Origin of the sequence: Blautia wexlerae DSM 19850 (assembly GCF_025148125.1) — a bacterium.
Classification (GTDB): domain Bacteria; phylum Bacillota; class Clostridia; order Lachnospirales; family Lachnospiraceae; genus Blautia_A; species Blautia_A wexlerae.
This window is the reverse complement of sequence record NZ_CP102267.1, coordinates 2,597,598-2,620,421: the sequence shown is the minus strand read 5'-3', so window position 1 is coordinate 2,620,421 and position 22,824 is coordinate 2,597,598. Positions and strand designations below refer to the sequence as shown.

The 22,824-nt window shown below is 41.0% G+C and carries 15 protein-coding genes and 1 riboswitch; of the genes, 12 read left to right on the top strand and 3 right to left on the bottom strand.

What is annotated here, in order from left to right:
* The first annotated feature begins 149 nt into the window (after positions 1–149).
* The 3 genes from NQ550_RS12025 to NQ550_RS12015 all read left to right on the top strand — a co-directional run bounded on the left by NQ550_RS12025 (position 150) and on the right by NQ550_RS12015 (position 2,664).
* Entirely contained in the window at positions 150–353 is a 204-nt protein-coding gene (locus NQ550_RS12025; RefSeq protein ID WP_008703590.1) for a DUF2500 family protein, read from the top strand.
* Positions 347–1,837, top strand: coding sequence for a UDP-glucose--hexose-1-phosphate uridylyltransferase (gene galT, locus NQ550_RS12020; protein ID WP_025577114.1), 1,491 nt, complete (start codon positions 347–349; stop codon positions 1,835–1,837). Before NQ550_RS12025 ends, galT begins: the two co-directional genes overlap by 7 nt.
* A 290-nt stretch (positions 1,838–2,127) precedes the next feature.
* Entirely contained in the window at positions 2,128–2,664 is a 537-nt protein-coding gene (locus NQ550_RS12015) for a zinc ribbon domain-containing protein (protein ID WP_025577112.1), read from the top strand.
* A gap of 239 nt (positions 2,665–2,903) precedes the next feature.
* Here the strand turns inward: NQ550_RS12015 and NQ550_RS12010 are convergent, their stop codons facing one another.
* A complete protein-coding gene (locus NQ550_RS12010; protein ID WP_025577110.1) occupies positions 2,904–3,767 on the bottom strand; it encodes an AraC family transcriptional regulator in 864 nt (287 codons plus the stop codon).
* A gap of 202 nt (positions 3,768–3,969) precedes the next feature.
* Between NQ550_RS12010 and NQ550_RS12005 the strand changes: the two genes are divergently transcribed.
* The 5 genes from NQ550_RS12005 to NQ550_RS11985 all read left to right on the top strand — a co-directional run bounded on the left by NQ550_RS12005 (position 3,970) and on the right by NQ550_RS11985 (position 12,827).
* Positions 3,970–7,008 (top strand): glycoside hydrolase family 2 TIM barrel-domain containing protein, encoded by a 3,039-nt coding sequence (locus NQ550_RS12005; RefSeq protein WP_025577108.1) that lies wholly within the window; start codon positions 3,970–3,972, stop codon positions 7,006–7,008.
* A 167-nt stretch (positions 7,009–7,175) separates the two neighbouring features.
* On the top strand, positions 7,176–8,573 hold the full coding sequence (locus tag NQ550_RS12000; protein WP_025577106.1) for an MFS transporter: 1,398 nt from the start codon (positions 7,176–7,178) through the stop codon (positions 8,571–8,573).
* Between the two features lie 351 nt (positions 8,574–8,924).
* The gene (locus NQ550_RS11995; RefSeq protein WP_025577104.1) at positions 8,925–9,725 is read left to right on the top strand and encodes a helix-turn-helix transcriptional regulator; all 801 of its coding nucleotides are present in this window, start codon (positions 8,925–8,927) and stop codon (positions 9,723–9,725) included.
* Between the two features lie 469 nt (positions 9,726–10,194).
* Positions 10,195–11,043: an ATP-dependent sacrificial sulfur transferase LarE gene (gene larE / locus NQ550_RS11990; RefSeq protein WP_025577103.1), complete on the top strand. Its 849-nt coding sequence runs from the start codon at positions 10,195–10,197 to the stop codon at positions 11,041–11,043.
* On the top strand, positions 11,040–12,827 hold the full coding sequence (locus NQ550_RS11985) for an aminopeptidase P family protein (RefSeq protein WP_025577102.1): 1,788 nt from the start codon (positions 11,040–11,042) through the stop codon (positions 12,825–12,827). The genes larE and NQ550_RS11985 overlap by 4 nt, the downstream gene beginning before the upstream one ends.
* A gap of 87 nt (positions 12,828–12,914) precedes the next feature.
* Here NQ550_RS11985 and NQ550_RS11980 read toward each other — a convergent pair whose 3' ends face one another.
* Complete coding sequence (locus tag NQ550_RS11980) at positions 12,915–14,681, bottom strand: ABC transporter ATP-binding protein (RefSeq protein WP_022379900.1); 1,767 nt, start codon at positions 14,679–14,681, stop codon at positions 12,915–12,917.
* Positions 14,678–16,492, bottom strand: coding sequence for an ABC transporter ATP-binding protein (locus NQ550_RS11975; RefSeq protein ID WP_008703566.1), 1,815 nt, complete (start codon positions 16,490–16,492; stop codon positions 14,678–14,680). The genes NQ550_RS11980 and NQ550_RS11975 overlap by 4 nt, the downstream gene beginning before the upstream one ends.
* A 244-nt stretch (positions 16,493–16,736) precedes the next feature.
* Here NQ550_RS11975 and NQ550_RS11970 point away from each other — a divergent pair, with 244 nt between their 5' ends.
* The 4 genes from NQ550_RS11970 to pfkB all read left to right on the top strand — a co-directional run bounded on the left by NQ550_RS11970 (position 16,737) and on the right by pfkB (position 22,822).
* Positions 16,737–18,008 carry a 2-hydroxyacyl-CoA dehydratase subunit D gene (locus NQ550_RS11970; RefSeq protein WP_008703564.1) on the top strand — a complete coding sequence of 424 codons (1,272 nt, stop codon included), beginning with the start codon at positions 16,737–16,739 and terminating at the stop codon, positions 18,006–18,008.
* Complete coding sequence (locus NQ550_RS11965) at positions 18,001–19,680, top strand: acyl-CoA dehydratase activase (RefSeq protein ID WP_008703563.1); 1,680 nt, start codon at positions 18,001–18,003, stop codon at positions 19,678–19,680. The genes NQ550_RS11970 and NQ550_RS11965 overlap by 8 nt, the downstream gene beginning before the upstream one ends.
* Positions 19,681–19,915: 235 nt before the next feature.
* A riboswitch (glycine riboswitch) is annotated at positions 19,916–20,047 on the top strand.
* A gap of 136 nt (positions 20,048–20,183) precedes the next feature.
* Positions 20,184–21,599 (top strand): alanine/glycine:cation symporter family protein, encoded by a 1,416-nt coding sequence (locus tag NQ550_RS11960; protein WP_008703562.1) that lies wholly within the window; start codon positions 20,184–20,186, stop codon positions 21,597–21,599.
* 311 nt (positions 21,600–21,910) lie between these two features.
* Positions 21,911–22,822 (top strand): 1-phosphofructokinase, encoded by a 912-nt coding sequence (gene pfkB / locus NQ550_RS11955; RefSeq protein ID WP_025577101.1) that lies wholly within the window; start codon positions 21,911–21,913, stop codon positions 22,820–22,822.
* Positions 22,823–22,824: the final 2 nt, after the last annotated feature.

Genomic DNA, 22,824 nt, shown 5'->3' with positions numbered 1-22,824 from the left:
CCATATCTGGCATGGAAAAAAGCGCATGACTGCGCATATCCTAAGTTACAGGCGTATCCGCCGATATTTAGCCTTGTCGCTTAAAGCGGCTGAGGAGCATGTGACTTTAGTCATGTGAGATCCACAAGAAGCAAGGAATCTATACCCATATGCAGTCTGAAGCACATGTACCTTGGTTTCGCGTTGTATTTGAGATGACAGATGGAAGTTTGATGGAATTTCAAATGCAACAGGGAGATTTTCGTGAATTGGAAAAAGGCGATCGAGGTATGCTGACTTATCAGGGAAATCGGTATATATGTTACCAAAAATATAAATTTAAAAGTGAAGCACAGGAGGAAGAAAAATGTTAAGTGAAAGCATTGCAAAACTGGTACAGTATGGAATTACAACAGGTCTGACACCGGAATGTGAAAGAAACTACACAACAAATCTTCTGCTGGACGTTTTTCATGAGGATGACTATGAGAAACCGGACAACATTGAGGAATCTGTTAATCTTGAAGCAACATTGGGTGAATTGCTGGATGAAGCCGTAAAAAGAGGACTGATCGAAGACAGTATTGTATACCGGGATTTATTTGATACCAGATTAATGAACTGTCTGATGCCGCGTCCAGGCCAGGTGCAAAAAGAATTCTGGGATAAATATAAAGAAAGCCCAAAGGAAGCAACCGATTATTTTTATAAACTGAGTCAGGACAGCAATTATATCCGCAGATATCGCGTAGAGAAGGATCAAAAGTGGAAGGTAGACAGTCCATACGGTGAGATTGATATTACCATCAATTTGTCCAAACCGGAAAAAGATCCAAAAGCAATTGCCGCGGCAAGGAATGTAAAATCCGGAAGCTATCCGAAATGTCTTCTTTGCCCGGAAAATGAAGGATATGCGGGACGTGTTAATCATCCGGCAAGGCAGAATCACAGGATTATTCCGATCACAATCAATGATACTCCTTGGGGATTCCAGTATTCTCCGTATGTATATTACAATGAGCATTGTATTGTATTTAATTGCCAGCATACTCCAATGAAAATCGAGAGAAATGCATTCATTAAACTGTTTGATTTTGTAAAACTGTTTCCGCATTATTTCCTTGGATCTAATGCAGATTTGCCGATCGTAGGCGGCTCGATTTTAAGCCATGATCATTTCCAGGGTGGACATTATACATTTGCAATGGCAAAAGCACCAATTGAGCAGCATGTGGTACTTCCGGGATTTGAAGATGTAGAGGCTGGAATTGTAAAATGGCCGTTATCTGTACTTCGTATTCGTCATAAAGATTCTAACCGTTTGGTAGATCTGGCAACACATGTGCTGGAAGTATGGAGAGGTTATACTGACGAAGCAGCATTTATTTATGCTGAAACCAATGGAGAGCCTCATAATACAATTACACCAATTGCACGTAAAGTAGGGGATATCTACGAATTGGATCTGACATTAAGAAACAACATTGCAACAGAAGAACATCCGCTGGGTGTGTATCATCCGCATGCAGAATATCATCATATTAAGAAAGAGAATATCGGCCTGATCGAAGTTATGGGCCTTGCAGTTCTTCCGGCCAGATTAAAAGGAGAGATGGAACTTCTGGAAAAGTATATTCTCGAAGGCAAAGATATTTCTTCAAATGAACAGATTGAGAAACATGCAGAGTGGGTTAAGAAGTTTCTTCCGAAATATCCGGAAATCACAAAAGAAAACATCCATGGCATTCTTCAGAAAGAGATTGGAATCGTATTTACCCATGTTCTGGAAGATGCAGGAGTATACAAATGTACGACCGAGGGAAGAGAAGCATTCATGCGTTTTCTTGAAACATTATAAAAATTGAAATAAAAGGATTCTTTGCAGGAAATGATTGCAGGAGTACAGATAAACCAGGAATCGGATGTTTAATTGCATGTGCGATATGGTTTATTATGTTTATTCTGTTGCTTATGGAGAGACATAAAAGAGAAAGATAATTTATAGAAAAATAGAATGTTTTCGGGGTGAAAATGCTGTTTATTTGTTTTAGACATACGATGTCCGGTTGAAAATTAGCGGATTCTCGTTTTATGTCGTGGTAATTTTGGTGCATATTGGTAAGCTGTAAGAGGAAGGGAGGTAGAGACATGGATACAAAAAAGATTGGAGCTTTTTTAAAGCAATGTCGTAAAGAAAAGAATCTTACACAAGAGCAGCTTGCCGAGAAGTTTGAAGTATCTGCAAGAACAGTTTCCAGATGGGAAAATGGAGACACAGTCCCAAATACTGATACACTTAGGCTTTTATCAAAAGAATTTGATGTTTCAATTAATACGCTTTTGGGAGAACCAAGAAAGCTGATTTGTCAGTGCTGTGGAATGCCAATTGATGATGATTCTATCTTGGGACGTGATAAAGATGGTACATTAAACGAGGAATATTGTAAATGGTGCTATGCAGATGGAACGTACACATATAATGATATGGATGAACTTATTGATGTGTGTGTAAAGAATATGGTAAATGAAAACTTTACCGAAGAACAGGCACAATCTTATTTGAAAGAAATGCTTCCCAAATTGGATTACTGGAAAAGGTATGATGAACTTAGGATAATAAGCGGGAATCCTCGGCAATTCAATTACCGAGATGAAAGCGCAAACTGTGCATATCTGCACTCATAATAAATAAAAATAACAAAACGGCTTTCATTCAATTTCTCCCTATAAAAATCCTGAGAAAATATCACTCCGTATCCGGAATAAAAAGAGAATTGTCCGTAACCGGACTGAAAACACCGGAAATAATAAAAGTAGCTGTATAGCTCTAAAGAGCAAACAGTAGTGGTGCCATGGATGCACCCTGAAAAAAGGCGGTATCCCGCCTTAATTCAGATGCTCTGGTAACTCAGTTACCGAGTAATTCACAACTTGTTTCTTATCTTTCGGTACTCTCTTGGGGAATATCCTTTCAGCTTGTGGAAAAGCCGGCTGAAATAAAGCTGATTATCATACCCGACGATTTTAGAAATTTCATTGATGGAATAGGTTGTTGTTTCAAGTAACATCTGGGCATTGTTAATTCGGATTCCCACAATAAACTGCATTGGTGTAGAACCTGTGTATTTTTTGAAGTTTCGGATAAACCAGCTGACACTCATTCCACGTGAGGCAGCATAATCATCTATGCTAATATTCTGGTTATAATTTTCACTGAAAAAGGTAACTGCGTTATCCATCTCGTGATCCAGGTATTCATTTTTCGAGATATGTTCCCTGGTCAGTTCCCGATGAAAGATGATAAGAAGATGACGGAGCAGAAGGACAAGCATGTCCTCATAATTATCTTGGCAACGCTGAAGCTCGATGATAATACGCTTGAAAATCTGTTCGTATTCCATAGAGGTTCCGACCTGAAATACACGCTCTTTATCCGGGAATCCATATTGCCGTAGGATATTTTTTACATTGTTGCCTGTAAAATGAATCCAGTATACTTCTGTCTTATCTTTTCCATAATATTCATATTTCTGAAGTTCCTTCGGTCTGTACAGTACAATATTACCGGCGGGGACAATCGTTTCGTTATCCACATTGTCAAAATGAAAATGCCCACAACCAGCAGTGATATAGATAATCTGATAATCCAGGCGTCCCCTTGGACGGTAGGTTGGTAACTTTGGATGGCTGGAAAGGCGGTAAGTACCGCAACTTCCTACAACCAGTGGGCGACTTTTGTCTTTGAAATCCATATGGGAGTGGTTTAAATAACCGGTATTCATATACATATGGTAGCACCTCTTTTCCTTTTTTTTGTTATTGTATCATTTAGTGCATATTTTGTCTAATCCAATTCATAGACATGTTTTGCAGATTAGGATAAGATATATATAGCAAAACAGAGAAGCGTAAACATAAAAGTAAAAGACAAGGTTTGCTGTGGAAAAACAAAGTGTAAAAAAATGTATATGTATTAAAGGAGAGTTATTTATGATTGTACCACGTTATTATGAGGATTTAAGCGTACTGCATGAAAATACAATGCCAGCCAGAGCCTATTTTATTCCAGCATCCAAAAGAATGGATAACCTGGTGGAGCACAGGGAAGAGTCAGACCGAATGCAGTTATTGAACGGAACTTGGAAGTTCCAGTATTTTAACAGTATCTATGATGTTCAGGAACCCTTCTTTGAGAAAGATTATGATACAGAAAATTTTGATGAGATTCAGGTTCCGAGTGTATGGCAGATGGCAGGATATGATACACATCAGTATACAAACATCAGGTATCCGTTCCCATTTGATCCACCGTATGTACCACAGGATATTCCATGTGGAACATATGTACATACCTTTGTTTATCACAAAGATGAAAATGCACCAAAAGCTTTCTTGAATTTTGAAGGAGTAGACAGTTGCTTTTATGTATGGATCAATGGCTCTTATGTAGGGTATAGCCAGGTTTCTCATATGACCAGTGAGTTTGATATCACCGACCTCCTTCGGGACGGAGAGAACAGCATAGAGGTTCTGGTCATGAAGTGGTGTGATGGTTCCTATTTGGAAGATCAGGACAAATTCCGTATGAGTGGTATTTTCCGGGATGTGTACATTTTGAAACGCCCAAAACAGGCAATCAGTGATTATCATATTAAAACAAGAATTGAGGATATGCTTGCGAAAGTAGAAATTGAAATGAAATTCTACTCTCCCTTAAATGTAAAAATTTCGATTGAAGATAGAAACGGAGCAGTTGTAGCACTAGGAAGTATTGCTGAAGAAGGAACAGCTGTATTAGAAATTGCAAGTCCGGAACTTTGGAATACAGAAAATCCATATCTATATAAACTGATTCTTGAAACAGAGAATGAAGTAATTGTAGATCACATTGCATTAAGAAAGATAGAGATTAAAGACCAGGTCATTTACCTAAATGGACAGAAGATTAAATTCCGTGGTGTCAATCGACATGATTCCGATCCGGTTACTGGATTTACAATCAGTCTGGAACAGCTCACAACCGATCTTACGTTAATGAAGCAGCATAATTTTAATGCGATCCGTTCCAGCCACTATCCGAACGCACCATTTTTCTATGAAATGTGTGACAAGTATGGATTCATGGTGATAGATGAAGCAGATATTGAAGCTCATGGTCCATTTATGATCTACAGAAAAGAAGACACCGATTACAATCGGTTCAAACGATGGAATGAGATGATTGCAGATGATCCGGCATGGGAAGAGGCAATCGTTGATCGCGTAAAACTCATGGTGGAACGTGACAAAAACCGTTTCTGTATTGTTATGTGGTCAATGGGAAATGAGAGTGCTTATGGCTGCAACTTTGAAAAAGCATTGGAATGGACAAAGAATTTTGATCCAGACCGCATCACACAATATGAGAGTGCAAGATACCGCAATTATGATGAAACATATGATTACAGCAATCTGGATGTGTACAGCCGGATGTATCCGGCGCTTTCCGAAATTCAGGAATATCTGGATAAAGATGGAAGCAAACCCTTCCTTTTGGTAGAGTACTGTCACAGTATGGGAAACGGACCTGGAGATTTTGAAGATTACTTCCAGATGATTCAGGATAATGATAAAATGTGCGGCGGCTTTGTCTGGGAATGGTGTGACCATGCGATTGCTCATGGAACTGCTGAGAATGGAAAGACTATATATGCTTATGGGGGCGACCATGGCGAAGAAATTCATGATGGCAACTTCTGTATGGATGGATTAGTATATCCGGACAGAACGGTACATACAGGACTTTTGGAATACAAGAATGTTTATCGCCCGGCAAGGGTTATTTCCTATGACAAAGAAAGCGGAGAACTGGTGCTTCATAACTACATGGATTTTGATGACTTGAAAGATTATGTGAAGATCAGTTATGAACTGACGCAGGACGGGCTTGTAATCAGCAAAGGTAAACTTCCAGAAGTTTCAGCAGCACCACACAGTGAAGGAAAAATAAACCTTAAAATCAATGTGCCAGAGAGTGGAAAATGTTATTTAAAATTTATTTACCATCTGAAAAAGGAATTGCCATTGTTGGATGAAGACCATATTCTTGGATTTGATGAGATCGAAGTAAGCCAGAAGGATGCCAAATGCCAGTTAGCAGAAAAATGGTTTGAAAAAACAGTGACGGATTCTGAATTACAGGTGAGTGAAGATGATACACAGATTCATATCAAAGGCCGTGAATTCGCATATACAATCGACCGACGGACTGCACTTTTTACAGAGATGAAATTTGCAGGTCGGGAATATCTGAACCACCCGATGGAATTAAATATCTGGAGGGCACCAACAGATAATGATATGTACATCAAGTCTGAATGGAAGAAAGCCCATTATGATAAAGCTTATACAAGAGCTTACACGACAGAGGTCGTGCAGGGAAAGCATGGTGTGAAAATTACAAGCCATGCATCCGTTGTGGCAGAGACAGTACAGAAGATTCTTGATGTGACGATCACATGGAAAATAGAAGCTGCTGGAAAGATTGATGCAGATATTGCAGTAACAAAAGATGATGAATTTCCGGACCTGCCAAGATTTGGTGTGAGGATGTTCCTGGATAAAAAACTTTCAGCTGCACGATACTTTGGAATGGGACCACAGGAAAGCTATTGTGACAAACATCAGGCTGCGAGCCACGGTTTGTATCATGCAAATGTAGATGATTTGCATGAGGATTATATTCGCCCACAGGAAAATGGAAGCCATTATGATTGTGAATATGTAGAGCTTAACAACAGCCGATATGGAATTGTGGTATCTGCGGAAAATGCCTTCTCATTCAATGCTTCTTATTATACACAGGAAGAACTTGAGAAGAAAACGCATAATTATGAACTGACAGAATCAGATAGTGTAGTATTTTGCGTTGACTACGCATTAAATGGCATTGGTTCTAATAGTTGTGGTCCAGTTGTATTGGATCAGTACCGATTTGATGATGTATTATTCCGGTTCCAGTTTACGCTGATACCGTATGTAAAGGGATAATAAAGTTTCATGTAACCCGTAAACAAGGAAAGAGAGTCTGATTGTTATGTAAAGTCCGGATATACAGAGCAATCAGACAAAAACAGAGAAAAAAATATAATTAGACATCATACGGTTAGACATATTGAGATTCTAAGTGCGATGAAGATGAGGAGCAAAGAAATTCGATGGAAGAAAAAAAGTATTTGAAATGGTATAACAAAATTGGATATGGATCAGGTGATATTGCAGGTAATGTAGTCTATGCCTTCCTGACATCTTTCATGATGGTCTATCTGACGGACTCAGTAGGACTTGCTGCAGGTGTCGTAGGTACCCTGATTGCCGTATCAAAACTATTTGATGGTTTTACGGATATATTTTTTGGATCAATGATTGACAAAACACACAGTAAAATGGGAAAAGCGAAGCCATGGATGCTATACGGATACATTGGTTGTGCCATTACGCTGGTCTGCTGCTTTGCAATACCAGTCAGCTTTGGAACAACGGCTAAATACGCATGGTTCTTTATCTCTTATACACTGTTAAATGGTGTGTTTTATACAGCAAACAATATTGCTTACTCAGCACTTACGTCACTGATTACAAAGAACAGCAAAGAGCGTGTGCAGATGGGATCTTACCGTTTTATTTTTGCATTTTCAACAAGTCTTCTGATTCAGGCGATTACAGTTGGATTTGTAGATAAATGTGGTGGAGATGCTGCGGCATGGAGAACGGTTGCTATTATCTATGCAATCATTGGTCTTGTCATAAATACGATTTCAGCACTTTCTGTTAAGGAACTTCCTGAGGAAGAACTTAACGAAGGAGAAGTAAAGGATGATAATGAAAAGTACGGAATGGTACAGGCATTCAAGCTTCTTGTTAAAAACAAATATTACATGATGATTTGTGGAACATATATTTTACAGCAGTTATATGGTGCCATGATTGGAGCTGGCATTTATTACATGACATGGGTACTGAAAAATAAGAATTTGTTTGGACAATTTGCATGGGCAGTTAATATTCCACTGATCATTGCCTTAATTTTTACACCAACCTTAGTTGGTAAGTGGAAAGGTATGTACAAACTGAACTTAAGAGGTTATGTTTTAGCAGTCATTGGTAGAGCACTTGTTGTTATTGCCGGATATATGGGCAGTGTTCCGCTGATGATGGCGTTTACAGCTCTTGCAGCCTTAGGTCAGGGACCATGGCAGGGAGATATGAATGCAGTTATCGCATCCTGCTCTGAATACACTTATCTTACACAGGGAAAGAGAATTGACGGAACGATGTACTCTTGTACTTCTCTTGGCGTAAAAATCGGTGGAGGTATTGGAACTGCTGTTGTTGGATGGATGCTTGAGTTCAGTGGATATGTCGGAACAAATGTAACTCAGCCGCAGTCTGCACTTGATATGATGCAGTTTATGTATCTTTGGCTTCCGTTAATCTTTGATGTATTGATTATGTTTGTACTTTCAAGAATGAATGTAGAAGATGCAAATAAAAAACTGAAAGCAGAAAAAGAAATTGCTGCAGATGAAGTAACAGATGCATCGGACATAAATTAGAATTGACAGGAGAAAGCGTTGTCTGGTCATTGCTCGATGAGACAGTGCTTTTTTCTATATATAAAGTGATTGAACTGTATTTTGAAAATAAAAAAGGACCACTTCATTTTTGTGAAATGGCCTTAAGAAAATATTCAGTTTTCACAAAATAGTCCTTTTAGTATTTATACATGGTAAGGATGCTCAAAATATTCAGTGTAGAATACTAAAAGGTCATTCAGATATTTTTTTAGGTTGCTCATTTGCAATTCCTCCTTTCCTTATTTACAAGTTGATTATAAGATAGGTGTAAAAGGATTGCTTGCCAAATCGAAAGAAGATATAGACAAATGTTGCAAAGGGGAGTATTTCATGCAGTTAAAATATGTTGACACAAAAGAGGAGATCATAGCAATAAATAGGAAGTCAAAACATATTGAACCACATCTTCATAATGCACTGGAGATCGTTTGTGTAACAAGTGGAGCATTAGAATTTGGTGTCGGACAGGAACTATACCATATGGAAAAAGGAGATATAGGCTTTGTATTTCCAGATGTTATTCATCACTATCAGGTACTGACACCCGGTGTAAATAAAGCGACTTATCTGATTGCATCGCCATTTACGATAGCCAAATTTTCAGATATCATGCAATCCATGGCTCCTGAATACCCAATCATCAAAGCGGAAAAGGTTGAACCGGAGGTATATAGAGTTATAAATGCAATTTTAGAGACAGAACAGTCGGATATTACTGTTGCACAGGCATATCTTCAAATTGTGTTGGCACGCTGCATAGGAAAATTAAATTTGGTAGAAAAGAGTAATGTGGGGAGCAACGATCTTATTTACCAGACAGTTTCCTATATATCAGCAAATTTTAAGAAGAAGTTTTCTCTGGAAGAGATGGCAAAAGATCTGGGGGTGAGCAAATATGTTTTATCCAGACTCTTTTCCAAAACATTCCATAGAAACTTTAATCAATATCTTAACGATGCAAGGCTGAACTATGCATGCCATCGTTTGGAAAATACGAGTGATTCTATTACAAACATTTGTCTGGATAGTGGATTTGAAAGTCAGAGAACATTTAACCGAGTATTTAAAGAAAGATATAAAATATCACCGAGTGACTACCGGAGTACATGTCTGAAAGATATGTTGTCATAACATATAGATTAATAAATTCAATAAAAATCTGATTATCAGTCTGAAATAAGTATCTCTGAGTGTTATTTATAATATGGGGTAGTGGCTAATTATTATGTCATGTATGAATGGGGAAGAAACAAACGGAGAACTGCTTCAGAAAAAGAAGTAGACAAACTGTAAATAAAGAAGTTAAGAGAGGCTGTTACTTTAGAAACTATTTAAAGAAGTAACAGAAGTCGGGGAAGCGTTAGAAAAGATACAAGAAACATAAATCAATATTGTTCGTTCTATTTTCAGTAACACATTTCGCAATGCGAAAAATAAGTTGCTGAACAGTCATTGCCTATATTATAATGAAGCTATAGCACCCTGTTAAATAATACATTTGAGAAAGTTCAACTTTCACGCTTTGTTGAGCCAGATCAATATACATTATTTACGAGGAGTGCTACAGGTACAATAAAAAACGGACAAGAGGCAGACTGATATGGAAAATAAACTGGAACATTTAAAAGAATATCTGAAGGGACTTGGCAGTGTAGCAGTTGCTTTCTCAAGTGGAGTGGATTCTACATTCTTATTAAAAGTAGCTCATGATGTGCTGGGTGATAAGGCGATTGCGATTACAGCTCAATCCTGTTCTTTCCCGAAAAGAGAGCTGAATGAAGCGAAGGCATTCTGCGAGAAAGAGGGGATTCAGCATGTGATCTGCCAGTCTGAGGAATTGGAGATTGAAGGATTTTCAAAGAATCCTCCGAACAGATGTTATTTATGTAAAAAAGAACTGTTTGAGAAGATTGGCGATATTGCAAAAAAGAATGGGATTGAATATATTGCAGAGGGATCAAATATGGATGATAATGGCGATTACAGACCAGGTCTGATCGCCGTAAAAGAACTTGGAGTTAAGAGCCCGCTACGTGAGGCGAAGCTGACGAAAGCGGAGATCAGAGAATACTCAAAGGAACTGGGGCTTCCGACCTGGGACAAACAGTCATTTGCCTGTCTGTCCTCCAGGTTTGTCTATGGAGAGACCATCAGTGAGGAAAAGCTTGGAATGGTTGAGAAAGCAGAGCAGCTTTTACTTGACTATGGATTCCATCAGGTACGTGTCCGTATTCACGGTTCACTTGCAAGAATTGAGATCATGCCGGAGGAATTTCCGAAACTTCTGGAAAAAAATGTCCGAGAGGATATTGTGAAGAAATTTAAGGAGTATGGATTCACTTATGTGACCATGGATATTCTGGGATATCGTATGGGAAGTATGAACGAAACACTTGGCGAAAATGATAAAACGACTGCAGATAGCAGCCTTAAGGGTAAAAACGAATGACAGTAAAAGAGAGAATAACAGCACTTCGTGCACGCATGAAAGAGACAGGAATTGATGCATATCTGATTCCTACAGATGATTTTCATGGTTCAGAATATGTAGGTGAATATTTCAAATGCAGAAAATATATCACAGGATTTACCGGTTCTGCAGGCACTGCGGTGATCATGCAGGATATGGCAGGATTATGGACGGATGGACGTTATTTTATCCAGGCTGCAGATCAGCTGGAGGGAACAGGAATTACTTTATTTAAAATGGGTGAGCCGGAAGTTCCCACAGTTCATGAATTTCTGAAAAAAAATCTGACACAGGGAATGTGTCTGGGATTTGACGGACGTACTGTCAGCTCAAAAGAGGCATCAGAACTGGAGAAAATGCTGGATGAAAACGGTGTGTCTCTCAGCGTTGATCACGATCTGGCAGGGGATATATGGGAAAACCGTCCGGTACTTTCCTGTGAACCGGTTACAGAGCTGGATATAAAATGGGCAGGAGAATCCAGAGCTGATAAATGCGCAAGAATCCGCAAAGCAATGGAGAAGAAGGGTGCAGATTTATTTGTACTGACTTCTCTGGATGATATTGCCTGGCTGTTAAATATACGTGGGGGAGATATCCACTGTTGTCCGGTGGTTCTTTCTTATCTTGTAATGACAAAAACAGAGATCAGACTTTTTGCAAATGAGAAAGCCTTTCAGACAGACGTACTGGAAGCGCTGGAAAAAGATGGTGTGACCCTTTTTCCCTATGACAGTATCTATGAGTATGTGAAAACATTTAAAAAGGACAAAAAAGTTCTTCTCTGCAAAAAGAAAGTCAACAGTCGTCTGGTTAGCAATATTCCGGCAGACACCCGGATTCTGGATGAAGAAAATCTTACACTTCTTCCCAAGGCAACGAAGAATCCTGTTGAGGTGGAAAATGAACGCATTGCGCATATCAGAGACGGAGTTGCAGTTACAAAGTTCATATACTGGTTAAAGAAGAATGTTGGAAGGATTCCGATCACAGAATTAAGTGCAGCAGAAAAGCTGTATGAATTCCGTTTGGAACAGGAGGATTTCATAGATAACAGTTTTGATCCGATTATTGCCTATGGAAAGCATGCTGCTATTGTACATTATTTTGCAACACCCGAAACGGATATTCCTCTGGAACCATCCGGCTTTCTTCTGGCAGATACAGGAGGACATTATAAAGAGGGAACTACTGATATTACCCGTACTGTTGTCATGGGACCGACTACTGAGGAAGAGAAAAAGTATTTCACAGCAGTTTTGCGGGGAACTCTGAATCTGGGAGCTGCCAGATTTCTTCATGGCTGTACCGGTGTAAACCTGGATATTCTGGCGAGACAGCCGTTGTGGGAAATGGGAGAGGATTTTAAACATGGAACCGGTCATGGAGTAGGATATCTTCTGAATGTCCATGAAGGACCCAATAGCTTCCGATGGAAAATTGTTCCGGGTGGAAATGCAGTGCTGGAGGAGGGAATGATCACCTCTGATGAGCCGGGATATTACAGAGAGGATGAATTTGGAATCCGTCATGAAAATCTGATGGTCTGTAAAAAAGCTGAAAAAACAGAGTATGGTCAGTTTATGTGCTTTGAATTTCTGACTATGGTACCTTTTGACCTGGATGGAGTGGTGTCGGAACTGATGAGTGTCCGGGAACGTAACCTTCTCAATGATTACCATGCGCAGGTATATGAGAAGATTTCTCCGTATTTGAACGAAGAAGAAAAAGAATGGCTGAAAGATGCTACCCGGGCAATCTGATAAAAATAAAAAAACATTTTACAAAATCAAAAAGAGGAACAGCCGTGATGGACAGCTGTTCCTTTTTGATTTATTATCTGGCTTGTTTTATTCAGAAACTTTTGCAAACTGGCTGTTATATAAAGTATGGTAAAATCCACCTTTTGCAATCAGCTCATCATGAGTACCCTGCTCAATGATACTTCCGTCTTTCATAACAAGAATCAGATCTGCATTTCGGATGGTTGAAAGCCTGTGAGCTACGATAAAGCTTGTTCTTCCCTCCATCATTCGTTCAAACGCTTCCTGAATTTGTAATTCTGTTCGTGTATCAATACTGGAAGTGGCTTCATCCAGGATCAGCATCGGAGGCAGACAGAGCATAACTCGTGTGATACACAGCAGCTGTTTCTGTCCCTGGCTTAAGCTGTCTTCGTTGAGCATGGTGTCCAGTCCTTTAGGAAGCCTCCGGATAAATTCCCAACTGTGGGTAAGCTTGGCTGCTTCGATGATTTCAGTATCTGTAGCTTCCGGTTTTCCAATCGAGATATTGTCGCGGACAGTTCCGTTTTTGATCCATGTTTCCTGAAGCACCATACCATAGCTGCTTCTGAGAGAATGGCGGGTAATGTCTCTGATCGGTTTGCCGTCAACGGAAATAGATCCGGAATTTACATCATAGAATCTCATCAGAAGGTTGATAAAGGTTGACTTACCGCATCCGGTAGGTCCTACAATGGCAACGCGCATACCTGGTTTTACATGGAGATTAAAGTCCTCAATCAGTTTCTTTGATTCATCATAATGGAAGCACACATTCTTAATATCTACTTCACCCTTTACATCTTTCAGTGTCTCAGAAACCTCTGCAACTTCCGGTTCCTCCTCCAGCAGATCGAAGATTCTGCCTGCACAGGCAAGAGCATTCTGAAGTTCTGTAACAACGGAACTGATATCATTGAATGGTTTCATATACTGGTTGGCATAGGAGAGAAGTACGGAAAGTCCTCCGACTGTCAGTCTGCCTCCAGGGATAATGAATGCACCCACCAGTGCAACACAGGCATAAATAACATTATTGACAAAACGGGTGGAAGGGTTTGTCAGGCTGCTGTAAAAAACAGCCTTCAGACTGCATTCCTGTAATTCTTTGTTAACCTTTGCAAAGCGTTCAGAAGATTTTTCCTCATATCCAAAAGCCTGAACAACCTTCTGGTTTCCAATCATCTCTTCAATGAGAGCAGTCTGACGCCCTCTGGTATCGCTTTGCTTCCGGAACATCTGGAAGGTATGGGAAGAAATAAATTTGGCCACCAAAAAGCTTACGGGAGTCAAGACAATGACCATCAATGTAATCCAGAAGTTTTTGGAGAACATGAAGATCAGTGTTCCGATGATCGTTACGATTCCGGAAAAAAGCTGGGTAAATCCAAGCAGCATACCATCGGATAGAATATCTGTATCTGCGATAATACGGCTGATGATATCTCCGGTACTGTGTCCGTCAAGGTAAGAGAGGGGAAGTACCTGAATGTGTCGGATGGCTTTGGCACGTATATCCTTTACTGTCTGGTAGGTCATGCGGTTATTGATCACATTCATAAGCCACGTGGCAGCAGAAGAGAGGATGACCATTACAAGGATACGTGACAGGTAATACCACATCATTTCGAAGTTTACCTGATGTTGGGCAATGACCTGATCAATGGCATTTCCGAACAGGATTGGGACATACAGCTGAAGGATAACGGAAACTGCTGCCAGTATGATACTGAAGATCAGCAGAAAACGGTATCTTCCGATGAAACGCAGTACTTTAAAAAAAGTTTCGCTGCTTTTGCTTTTAGCAGGATCTTTTATTGTTGATCTGCTCATACAGTCACCTCCTTCATTATATTACCTGCAGATACAGAGGAGTATCTGGCTCTTTCTTCCGGAAACTGAGAGAAGTAGATTTCCCGGTAAGTATCACAGGTACGCAGCAGTTCAGCATGAGTACCCTTACCTGCCAGAGTACCGTTATCAAGGACAAGGATCAAGTCTGCCTGCTGAATGCTGGAGGAACGCTGGGATACCAGAAATGTAGTTACTTTCCAGTCAAGTCTGTTGAGAGACTTACGCAGTGCTGCATCAGTGGCAAAGTCCAGGGCACTGGCACTGTCATCCAGAATCAGGATTTCAGGTTTTTTTACCAGGGCACGGGCAATGGTAAGTCTTTGTTTCTGGCCGCCGGAAAGGTTTTTACCGTTCTGTTCCAGCATAAAATCAAGCTGTCCCGGTTTACCCTCTACTACCTCTTTTCCCTGTGCTGTGGTAAGTGCCTGCCATAGATCCTCGTCAGAGGCATCTTCCCGGCCCCATTTCAGATTGTCTCGGATAGAGCCTTTGAAAAGAGCTGCCTTCTGTGGAACAACGCCGATTCTGGAGCGGAGATCACTTCTGGTGTAATTTTCAATATTCTGACCATCCAGCAGAACAGTTCCTTTGCTGGCATCATAGAATCTGGAGATCAGATTTACCAGAGTGGTTTTTCCGCTTCCTGTACCACCGATAATACCTACGGTCTGTCCCTTTTTTACAGAAAAACTGATATGGGAAAGACTGGGGGCACCGGCTTTGCTGTACTCAAAGGTTACGTCATTGAATACGATGGCATTTTCAGAAAGTGATGCATCAGCAGTTGCTGTTGCAAGGTCCTTCGATATCTGAGCAGAATATGTGGAGGAAGAGGGGTAATCCATAGTAGATTTCACTTTCAGGATATCTGCCACACGTCCTGCGCTGGCTGCAGATTTGTTCAGGGTGATGATCAGGGAGGCAAGCTTGATCAGTTCCACGATCATCTGAGCCATATAGTTATAAAGGGCAACAACCTGTCCCTGCTGCATACCGCCAAGATTTACTTCTACTCCTGCTTTCTGGATCAGAATAACAGTAGCAATATTGATCAGTACATAAGTGACCGGATTTAACAAAGCGGAAAGCTTTCCTACAAAGAGATTTAACTTTGTCAGCTCCTGATTGCGGGTATCAAATTCTGCAACTGCCTCTTTTTCGCGGCAGAATGCACGGATAACGCGGACGCCTGTAAGGTTTTCTCTGGTCAGTCCGGTTACTGTGTCCAGTTTTCCCTGTACCTTTTTAAACAGAGGAATACTGAAAAACATAATGACAAAGACAACCAGAAACAGAAACGGGATCGCAACAGCAAAAACCAGAGCACATTTAAAATCAATGGTAAATGCCATGACCATGGATCCAAGTACGATAAACGGACTTCGAAGAAGAAGACGAAGCCCCATGTTCAGTCCGTTCTGGACCTGATTGATATCGTCGGTAAGTCTTGTGATCAGGGTGTCTGTTCCCAGGGTATCCAGCTCTGTAAAAGACAGATGCTGTACATGGTCATAAACTGCCTGTCTTAATTTAGTGGCAAAGCCCACGCTGGCTTTGGCTGCAAAGAACTGAGCTGTAATGCTGCTGGCAAGACCAAGAGCTGCCATTAAAATAAGAATAAAAAATCTCTGGACAATGTATTTGTTGTCATGGTTTGCAATACCTACATCAATGATCTGTGCAATGACGATAGGCACGATCAGGTCAAATACAACCTCCAGAAATTTAAAAAATGGCGCCAGGATGCTTTCTTTTTTGTAGTTTTTTAAATAAACTGCCAATGAACGCATTTTAAAAATTCCTTCCTTTCGTAAAAAATCTTTCCTATATTATTTCTTCCTTTTTTTGAAAAATAATACATTCAAAAGTGTATCATTTGAGACTTTTTTGTCAAGAAGAATGTGCAAAAACAGATGAACTTTGGAGAAAATTCAGCTTGACTTCAAAAAAAGATATTATTAAAATATTCCGTGGCACTATTTGTGCACTGACAATTGATAAATTATTATTACCATAATGAGGAAGAGACAGACTATGGAGATTATTGAGACATTTGGTCATTATGTGGAAAATCTGACGGATAAAAAGCCTCAGTCAGCCCGCCGGCTGTTAAAAACCGGTTGGGGGGCGCAGAATCTGAAGTTCCGTTACATGCAGGACAAGAGACTGATGCCTGCAGACAGGCATCTTGCAAACCTGATGATGGATACCATGCTGTGGCCCCTTCAGAAACCGGAAGATTCTGTTATTGTAAGTATTTTTACACCCTGCGAAATGATGCAGGAGGTGGGATTACATCCCTATAATGTAGAAGGATTTTCCTGCTATCTTTCTGCAAGCAAAGCAGAGAGGGCATTTTTGCAGCAGGCAGAGAATCAGGGAATTGCAGAGACACTGTGCAGTTATCACAAGACATTTCTTGGTGCAGCGCAGAAAGGACTTCTGCCAAAGCCTAAATGTATTGTTTATACCAACCTGACCTGCGATGCTAACCTGCTCACCTTCCGTACCCTGGCAGATTTTTACCAGGTACCTGTATTTGCCATTGATGTACCATGGAATCAGACCACAGAGAATGTACAGTATGTGGCAGATCAGTTAAAGGATTTAAAAATATTTCTGGAAAAAAATACAGGAAAAACAATCTCTGAGGACAGATTAAAGGAACGTCTTGCCTGCAGTAAGCGGACTCTGGAGAATTACAAAAAATATCAGCAGATGCGTGCAGACAGATATGTGCCCTCTGATCTGGTCACACCCTTGTATGCAGGAATGACAAACAATATCCTTCTGGGAACAGCAGAAGAAGAGAAGTATACACAGATGCTTCTTGAAGATATTAAGAAAGCACCGGCAGCGAAAGGGAAGCACATTTACTGGATGCATACCATTCCATTCTGGTCGGATGCAGTGCGCCAGGAGCTTTGCTTCAGTGAGAAAGCCCAGATCGTAGGATGTGAACTTGCAGAAACCTGTGAGCCGGATTTTGATCCTGAGAACCCCTTTGAAGCAATGGCAGAAAGAATGGTATATCATTCACTGAACGGAAGTGCCCTTAGAAGGATTGAAGCCGGTATCCGCCATGCGAAACAGGCAGGAGCAGACGGTGCTGTGTGGTTTGGACATTGGGGATGTAAACATACGCTTGGTGCGGCACAGCTTGCAAAGAAGAAGTTCGAGGAAGCCGGTCTGCCCCTTTTGATCCTGGACGGTGACGGGTGTGATCGAAGCCATGGAGGAGAAGGACAGACTTCCACCAGGCTGGGAGCTTTTCTGGAAATGCTGGGAGGTGCTGAGAATGAATAAAACTTACTATGTCTGTAAATATACCCCAATTGAACTTCTGGAATCTCTTGGCGGGGAATGTGAGAACTTTAATCATATGCCGGAGGGATTTGACCTGGCCGATCAGGTTTCACATCCCAATATCTGCGGTTTTGGAAAAACACTTCTGGAAGGAGTCATGGAGGGGAAAATCAAGGAACTTGTCCTGGTGAGCTGCTGTGATACTATCCGGAGTGTCTATGACATTCTGCTTGAAAGCGGCAAGCTGGATTTTCTCTATATTTTGGATGTGCTTCACTGTGACAGTGCCTGTAGCAGAGAGCGTATGGCTGTACAGTTAAAAGGGCTGGCGAAGGCTTATGCACAGTACAAAGGCACAGAGTTTGATGCCGGAAAATTCCGGGCTGCTTTCCATGCACAGGAGAAAATCACAAAGTCCCATATTGCAGTGCTTGGCGCCAGAATGGGGCAGGAATTATTTGAAATGACCAGCAAAGCTATGCCTCTTCCTGTAGAGAATGATACCTGCGTGCATAACCGTTCTGTGGGAAATATACTTCCACCGGAGGGTGCTTCTTTTGATGAGCTGATGGACTGGTATGCAGGTGAGATTCTGGGGCAGATTCCATGTATGCGTATGATGGACCCGACAGGTCGTAAGAAGCTTTATAATGATCCGTCTGTTGCGGGGATTATTTATCATACAGTGAAGTTTTGTGATTTTTACAGCTTCGAATATGCTGAGATCAAGAATCATACAGATGTACCTCTTTTAAAAATCGAATCAGATTATACTATTCAGAGCAGCGGTCAGCTTCTTACCAGACTGGAAGCTTTTGCAGAGAGCATTCAGCCTGAAACACTGGAGCAGACCATAGATGGAGACACAAAAGGAGAGAGAAAAATGGGAAAAGGTTATTTCGCAGGGATTGACAGTGGTTCTACCAGTACAGATGTGGTGATTTTAAATAAAGATCATGAGATTGTGACCAGCATTATCTTGCCTACAGGAGCAGGAGCTGCTATCGGAGCAGACCGTGCCCTTGCAGAGGCATTGAAGGAGGCCGGATTGCAGAGAGAAGATATTGATGCGCTGGTTACTACTGGATACGGACGTACAGCTATTAAAAATGGTGATAAGAGTATCACAGAGATCACCTGTCATGCAAGAGGTGCGCATTTCCTGAATCCGGAAGTCCGTACTGTTATTGATATTGGCGGACAGGACAGCAAGGTGATCCGACTGGATGAGAACGGTGCAGTTGCAAATTTTGTTATGAATGACAAATGTGCGGCAGGAACCGGACGATTTCTGGAAATGATGGCACGTACCATGGAAATGAATCTGGATCAGATGAGCGAATGTGGGCTGGAATTCAAAGAAGATATTACAATTTCCAGTATGTGTACAGTATTTGCAGAATCAGAAGTTGTATCCCTGATCGCCCAGAATAAGGCAACAGATGATATTGTCCATGGCCTGAATAAGGCGGTTGCCGTAAAGACTGCCGCCCTTACCAGACGTGTGGGCGGTGAGGAGAAATATATGATGACCGGTGGTGTTTCTAAGAATAAGGGCCTGGTAAAGACACTGGAAGAGAAGCTTGGAACAAAGCTGGTGATCAGTGACAAGGCTCAGCTTTGCGGTGCACTTGGCGCAGCACTGTTTGCGGCTGATATGGCTGATGTATAAAAATTATTTAAATATCCAGGGATTTTACAAGGTGGAAATCTCTGGAATTTTTATACTTTTTTTATAAAAGTTTAATTTTCTATTGACGAGTTCAAATTTAAGAGCTATAGTATACCACAGTAACAGCAAATTAACGAGGTGAAGTTTGCAGGAAAGAGGAAGCCACACAAAAGGCTATACCCGCCGAAGGAGTAAAACTCTCAGGTTCCCTGGATGCAGGGAAGAACTGCAAATGGATCGTTTCTCTGGAGACACCCGTTAGATCGGGGGCCGAAGGTGCAAATAACACGAATTATCAATAGCTGCCCACAAATGGTTATCTGATTCGTGTCTTGAATCTCTCAGGCAAAAGGACAGAGGATGCTTTATCATCCCCGCTGATTCATATGAACTATATGAACAGTATTTTCTGAACTTCTGATTTTTGAAACGGTCTGTTATTACTTTGTTTCCCAGCTGTACAATATATTACACTTTTTAAAAGAAAAAGGAGATTTATTATTATGTGGGAAGCGATCAATTCTTTTTTGACAACAGTAGACAATCTGGTCTGGGGCGTGCCCCTTATGGTCCTGATCATGGCAGGTGGTATCCTGTTAACTGCCAGACTTGGACTTCTTCAGATGCGAAGACTCCCTCTTGCATTGAAATGGATGTTTAAGAACGAAGAAGAAGGCGATGGTGAGATTTCCAGCTTTGCAGCTTTATGTACAGCACTGAGCGCCACAATCGGAACCGGTAATATCGTCGGTGTTGCAACTGCTGTCTGTGCCGGAGGTCCCGGAGCTTTATTCTGGATGATTCTGGCAGCATTCTTCGGAATGGCAACAAAATTTTCCGAAGGTCTTCTTGCAGTGAAATACCGTGTGGTAGCAGAAGACGGTCACAGCCTTGGTGGTCCTTTCTATTATATTGAGAAAGGTATGGGAACAAAATGGAAATGGCTTGCAAAGATCTTTGCATTCTTTGGTGTATGTGTAGGTCTTTTCGGAATCGGTACATTCAGTCAGGTAAATGGTATTTCCAGTGCAGTTCAGAACTTCTTTGATCCGAACAAATCAAACTGCGTAAATATTCCGTTCCTTGGAGAGTATTCCTGGGCAGTTGTAATTTCTTCCCTGATTCTTGCAGCCTGTGTTGCAGCAATCCTCATCGGTGGTCTGAAACGAATTGCAACAGTCAGCCAGATTATTGTACCGTTTATGGCGGTGATCTATCTGATCTTCAGTGTAGCGCTGATTCTTTTAAACATTACAGAGATCCCGGCAGCTATCGTAACAGTTGTGAAGGGAGCCTTTAATCCGTCAGCAGTGACAGGCGGTGTGGTAGGAACAATGATCGTATCCATGCAGAAAGGTGTGGCTCGTGGTATCTTTTCAAATGAAGCAGGTCTTGGTAGCGCACCTATCGCAGCGGCAGCAGCTCAGACAAAAGAGCCTGTACGTCAGGGTCTTGTAAGCATGACTGGTACATTTATTGATACAATCGTGATCTGTACAATGACAGGCCTTTCCATCGTGCTGACAGGTGCATGGCAGGTAGAAGGTCTGGAAGGTGTTCAGGTAACAACCTATGCATTCCAGCATGGACTTCCGATCCCTGGACAGATTTCTGCATTTGTATTAATGATCTGTCTGGTATTCTTTGCATTTACTACAATTCTTGGATGGGATTATTACAGTGAAAGATGTCTGGAATATCTGACAAACGGACATAAGAAAACAATCCTTACATATCGCTGGCTTTACATTCTGGCAGTATTTATCGGACCGTACATGACAGTAAGTGCTGTATGGACAATCGCAGATATCTTCAACGGACTGATGGCGATTCCGAATATGATCGCATTGTTCGCATTAAGTGGAGTGATCGTAAAAGAAACAAAAGCGTTCTTTGCAGCAGAAAAGCATAAAATGTAAGGAATCAAAAGTAATAAAATAACAGTAAATCCTCTGATTATGGAATTTATAGCAATCCTGATCAGAGGATTTTTTCTGCTTGCATTTGACTGATTATGACTTTTTGTGCAAAGTAAACCAAAATCAGTCATTATTTTTATGAATTAGTTTGATTGACTTTGGATGAATATGACAGTATACTAAGATCATAAACAAAAAACAGTCATGAACATGCAGAAAAGACATGACAATATGTACTTTTGGAATCTTTTGGTGAAAGTGAAATAAAGACTCCGAAAGGATACCAATATAAAACGGGAGGGCAAGAAGAGATGATTTACACAGTGACTTTTAATCCATCTCTGGACTATATCGTTTCGGTAGATGATTTTAAACTGGGGCTGACAAACAGAACAAGTTCAGAGCTGATGCTTCCGGGGGGAAAGGGAATTAATGTTTCCACAGTCCTTATGAATCTTGGGATTGAGAACACTGCACTTGGATTTACTGCAGGGTTTGTAGGGAAAGAAATTATCCGTAGATTACATGAGATGGGAGTGAAATCTGAGTTCATTCAGATTAGTGAAGGGGTTTCAAGGATCAATCTGAAACTGAAATCTATTGACGGAACCGAGATCAATGGTGCAGGACCGGTGATCAGCAAGGATAAAGTAGAGGAACTGATGAAGAAACTGGAAGAGCTTGGAGAAGGCGATGTACTTTTCCTGGCAGGCAGCATTCCATCTTCTATGCCAGATGACATGTATGAACAGATCATGGCAAGGCTGGATGGAAAAGGTGTGATGATCGTAGTTGATGCCACAAAGGATCTTCTGGTCAATGTCCTGAAATATCATCCGTTCCTTGTAAAACCAAATAATCATGAACTGGGCGAGATCTTCGGTATAGAATTAAAAACAAGAAAAGATGTAATTCCTTATGGAAAGAAACTTCAGGAAAAAGGTGCAAGAAATGTGCTGATCTCCATGGCCGGCGAAGGTGCAGTTCTGGTAGCAGAGGATGGACAGGTATTTGAAGAACCTGCACCAAAAGGCAGGCTGGTAAATGGTGTGGGTGCAGGAGATTCCATGGTAGCAGGATTCGTTGCAGGCTGGATGGAGAAGAAGGATTACGAACATGCATTCCACATGGGAATTGCAGCAGGAAGTGCAAGTGCATTTTCTGAAAATCTTGCAAGAAAAGAAGAAATAGAAGCGGTTTATCGTCAGATAACCGAAAAATAATA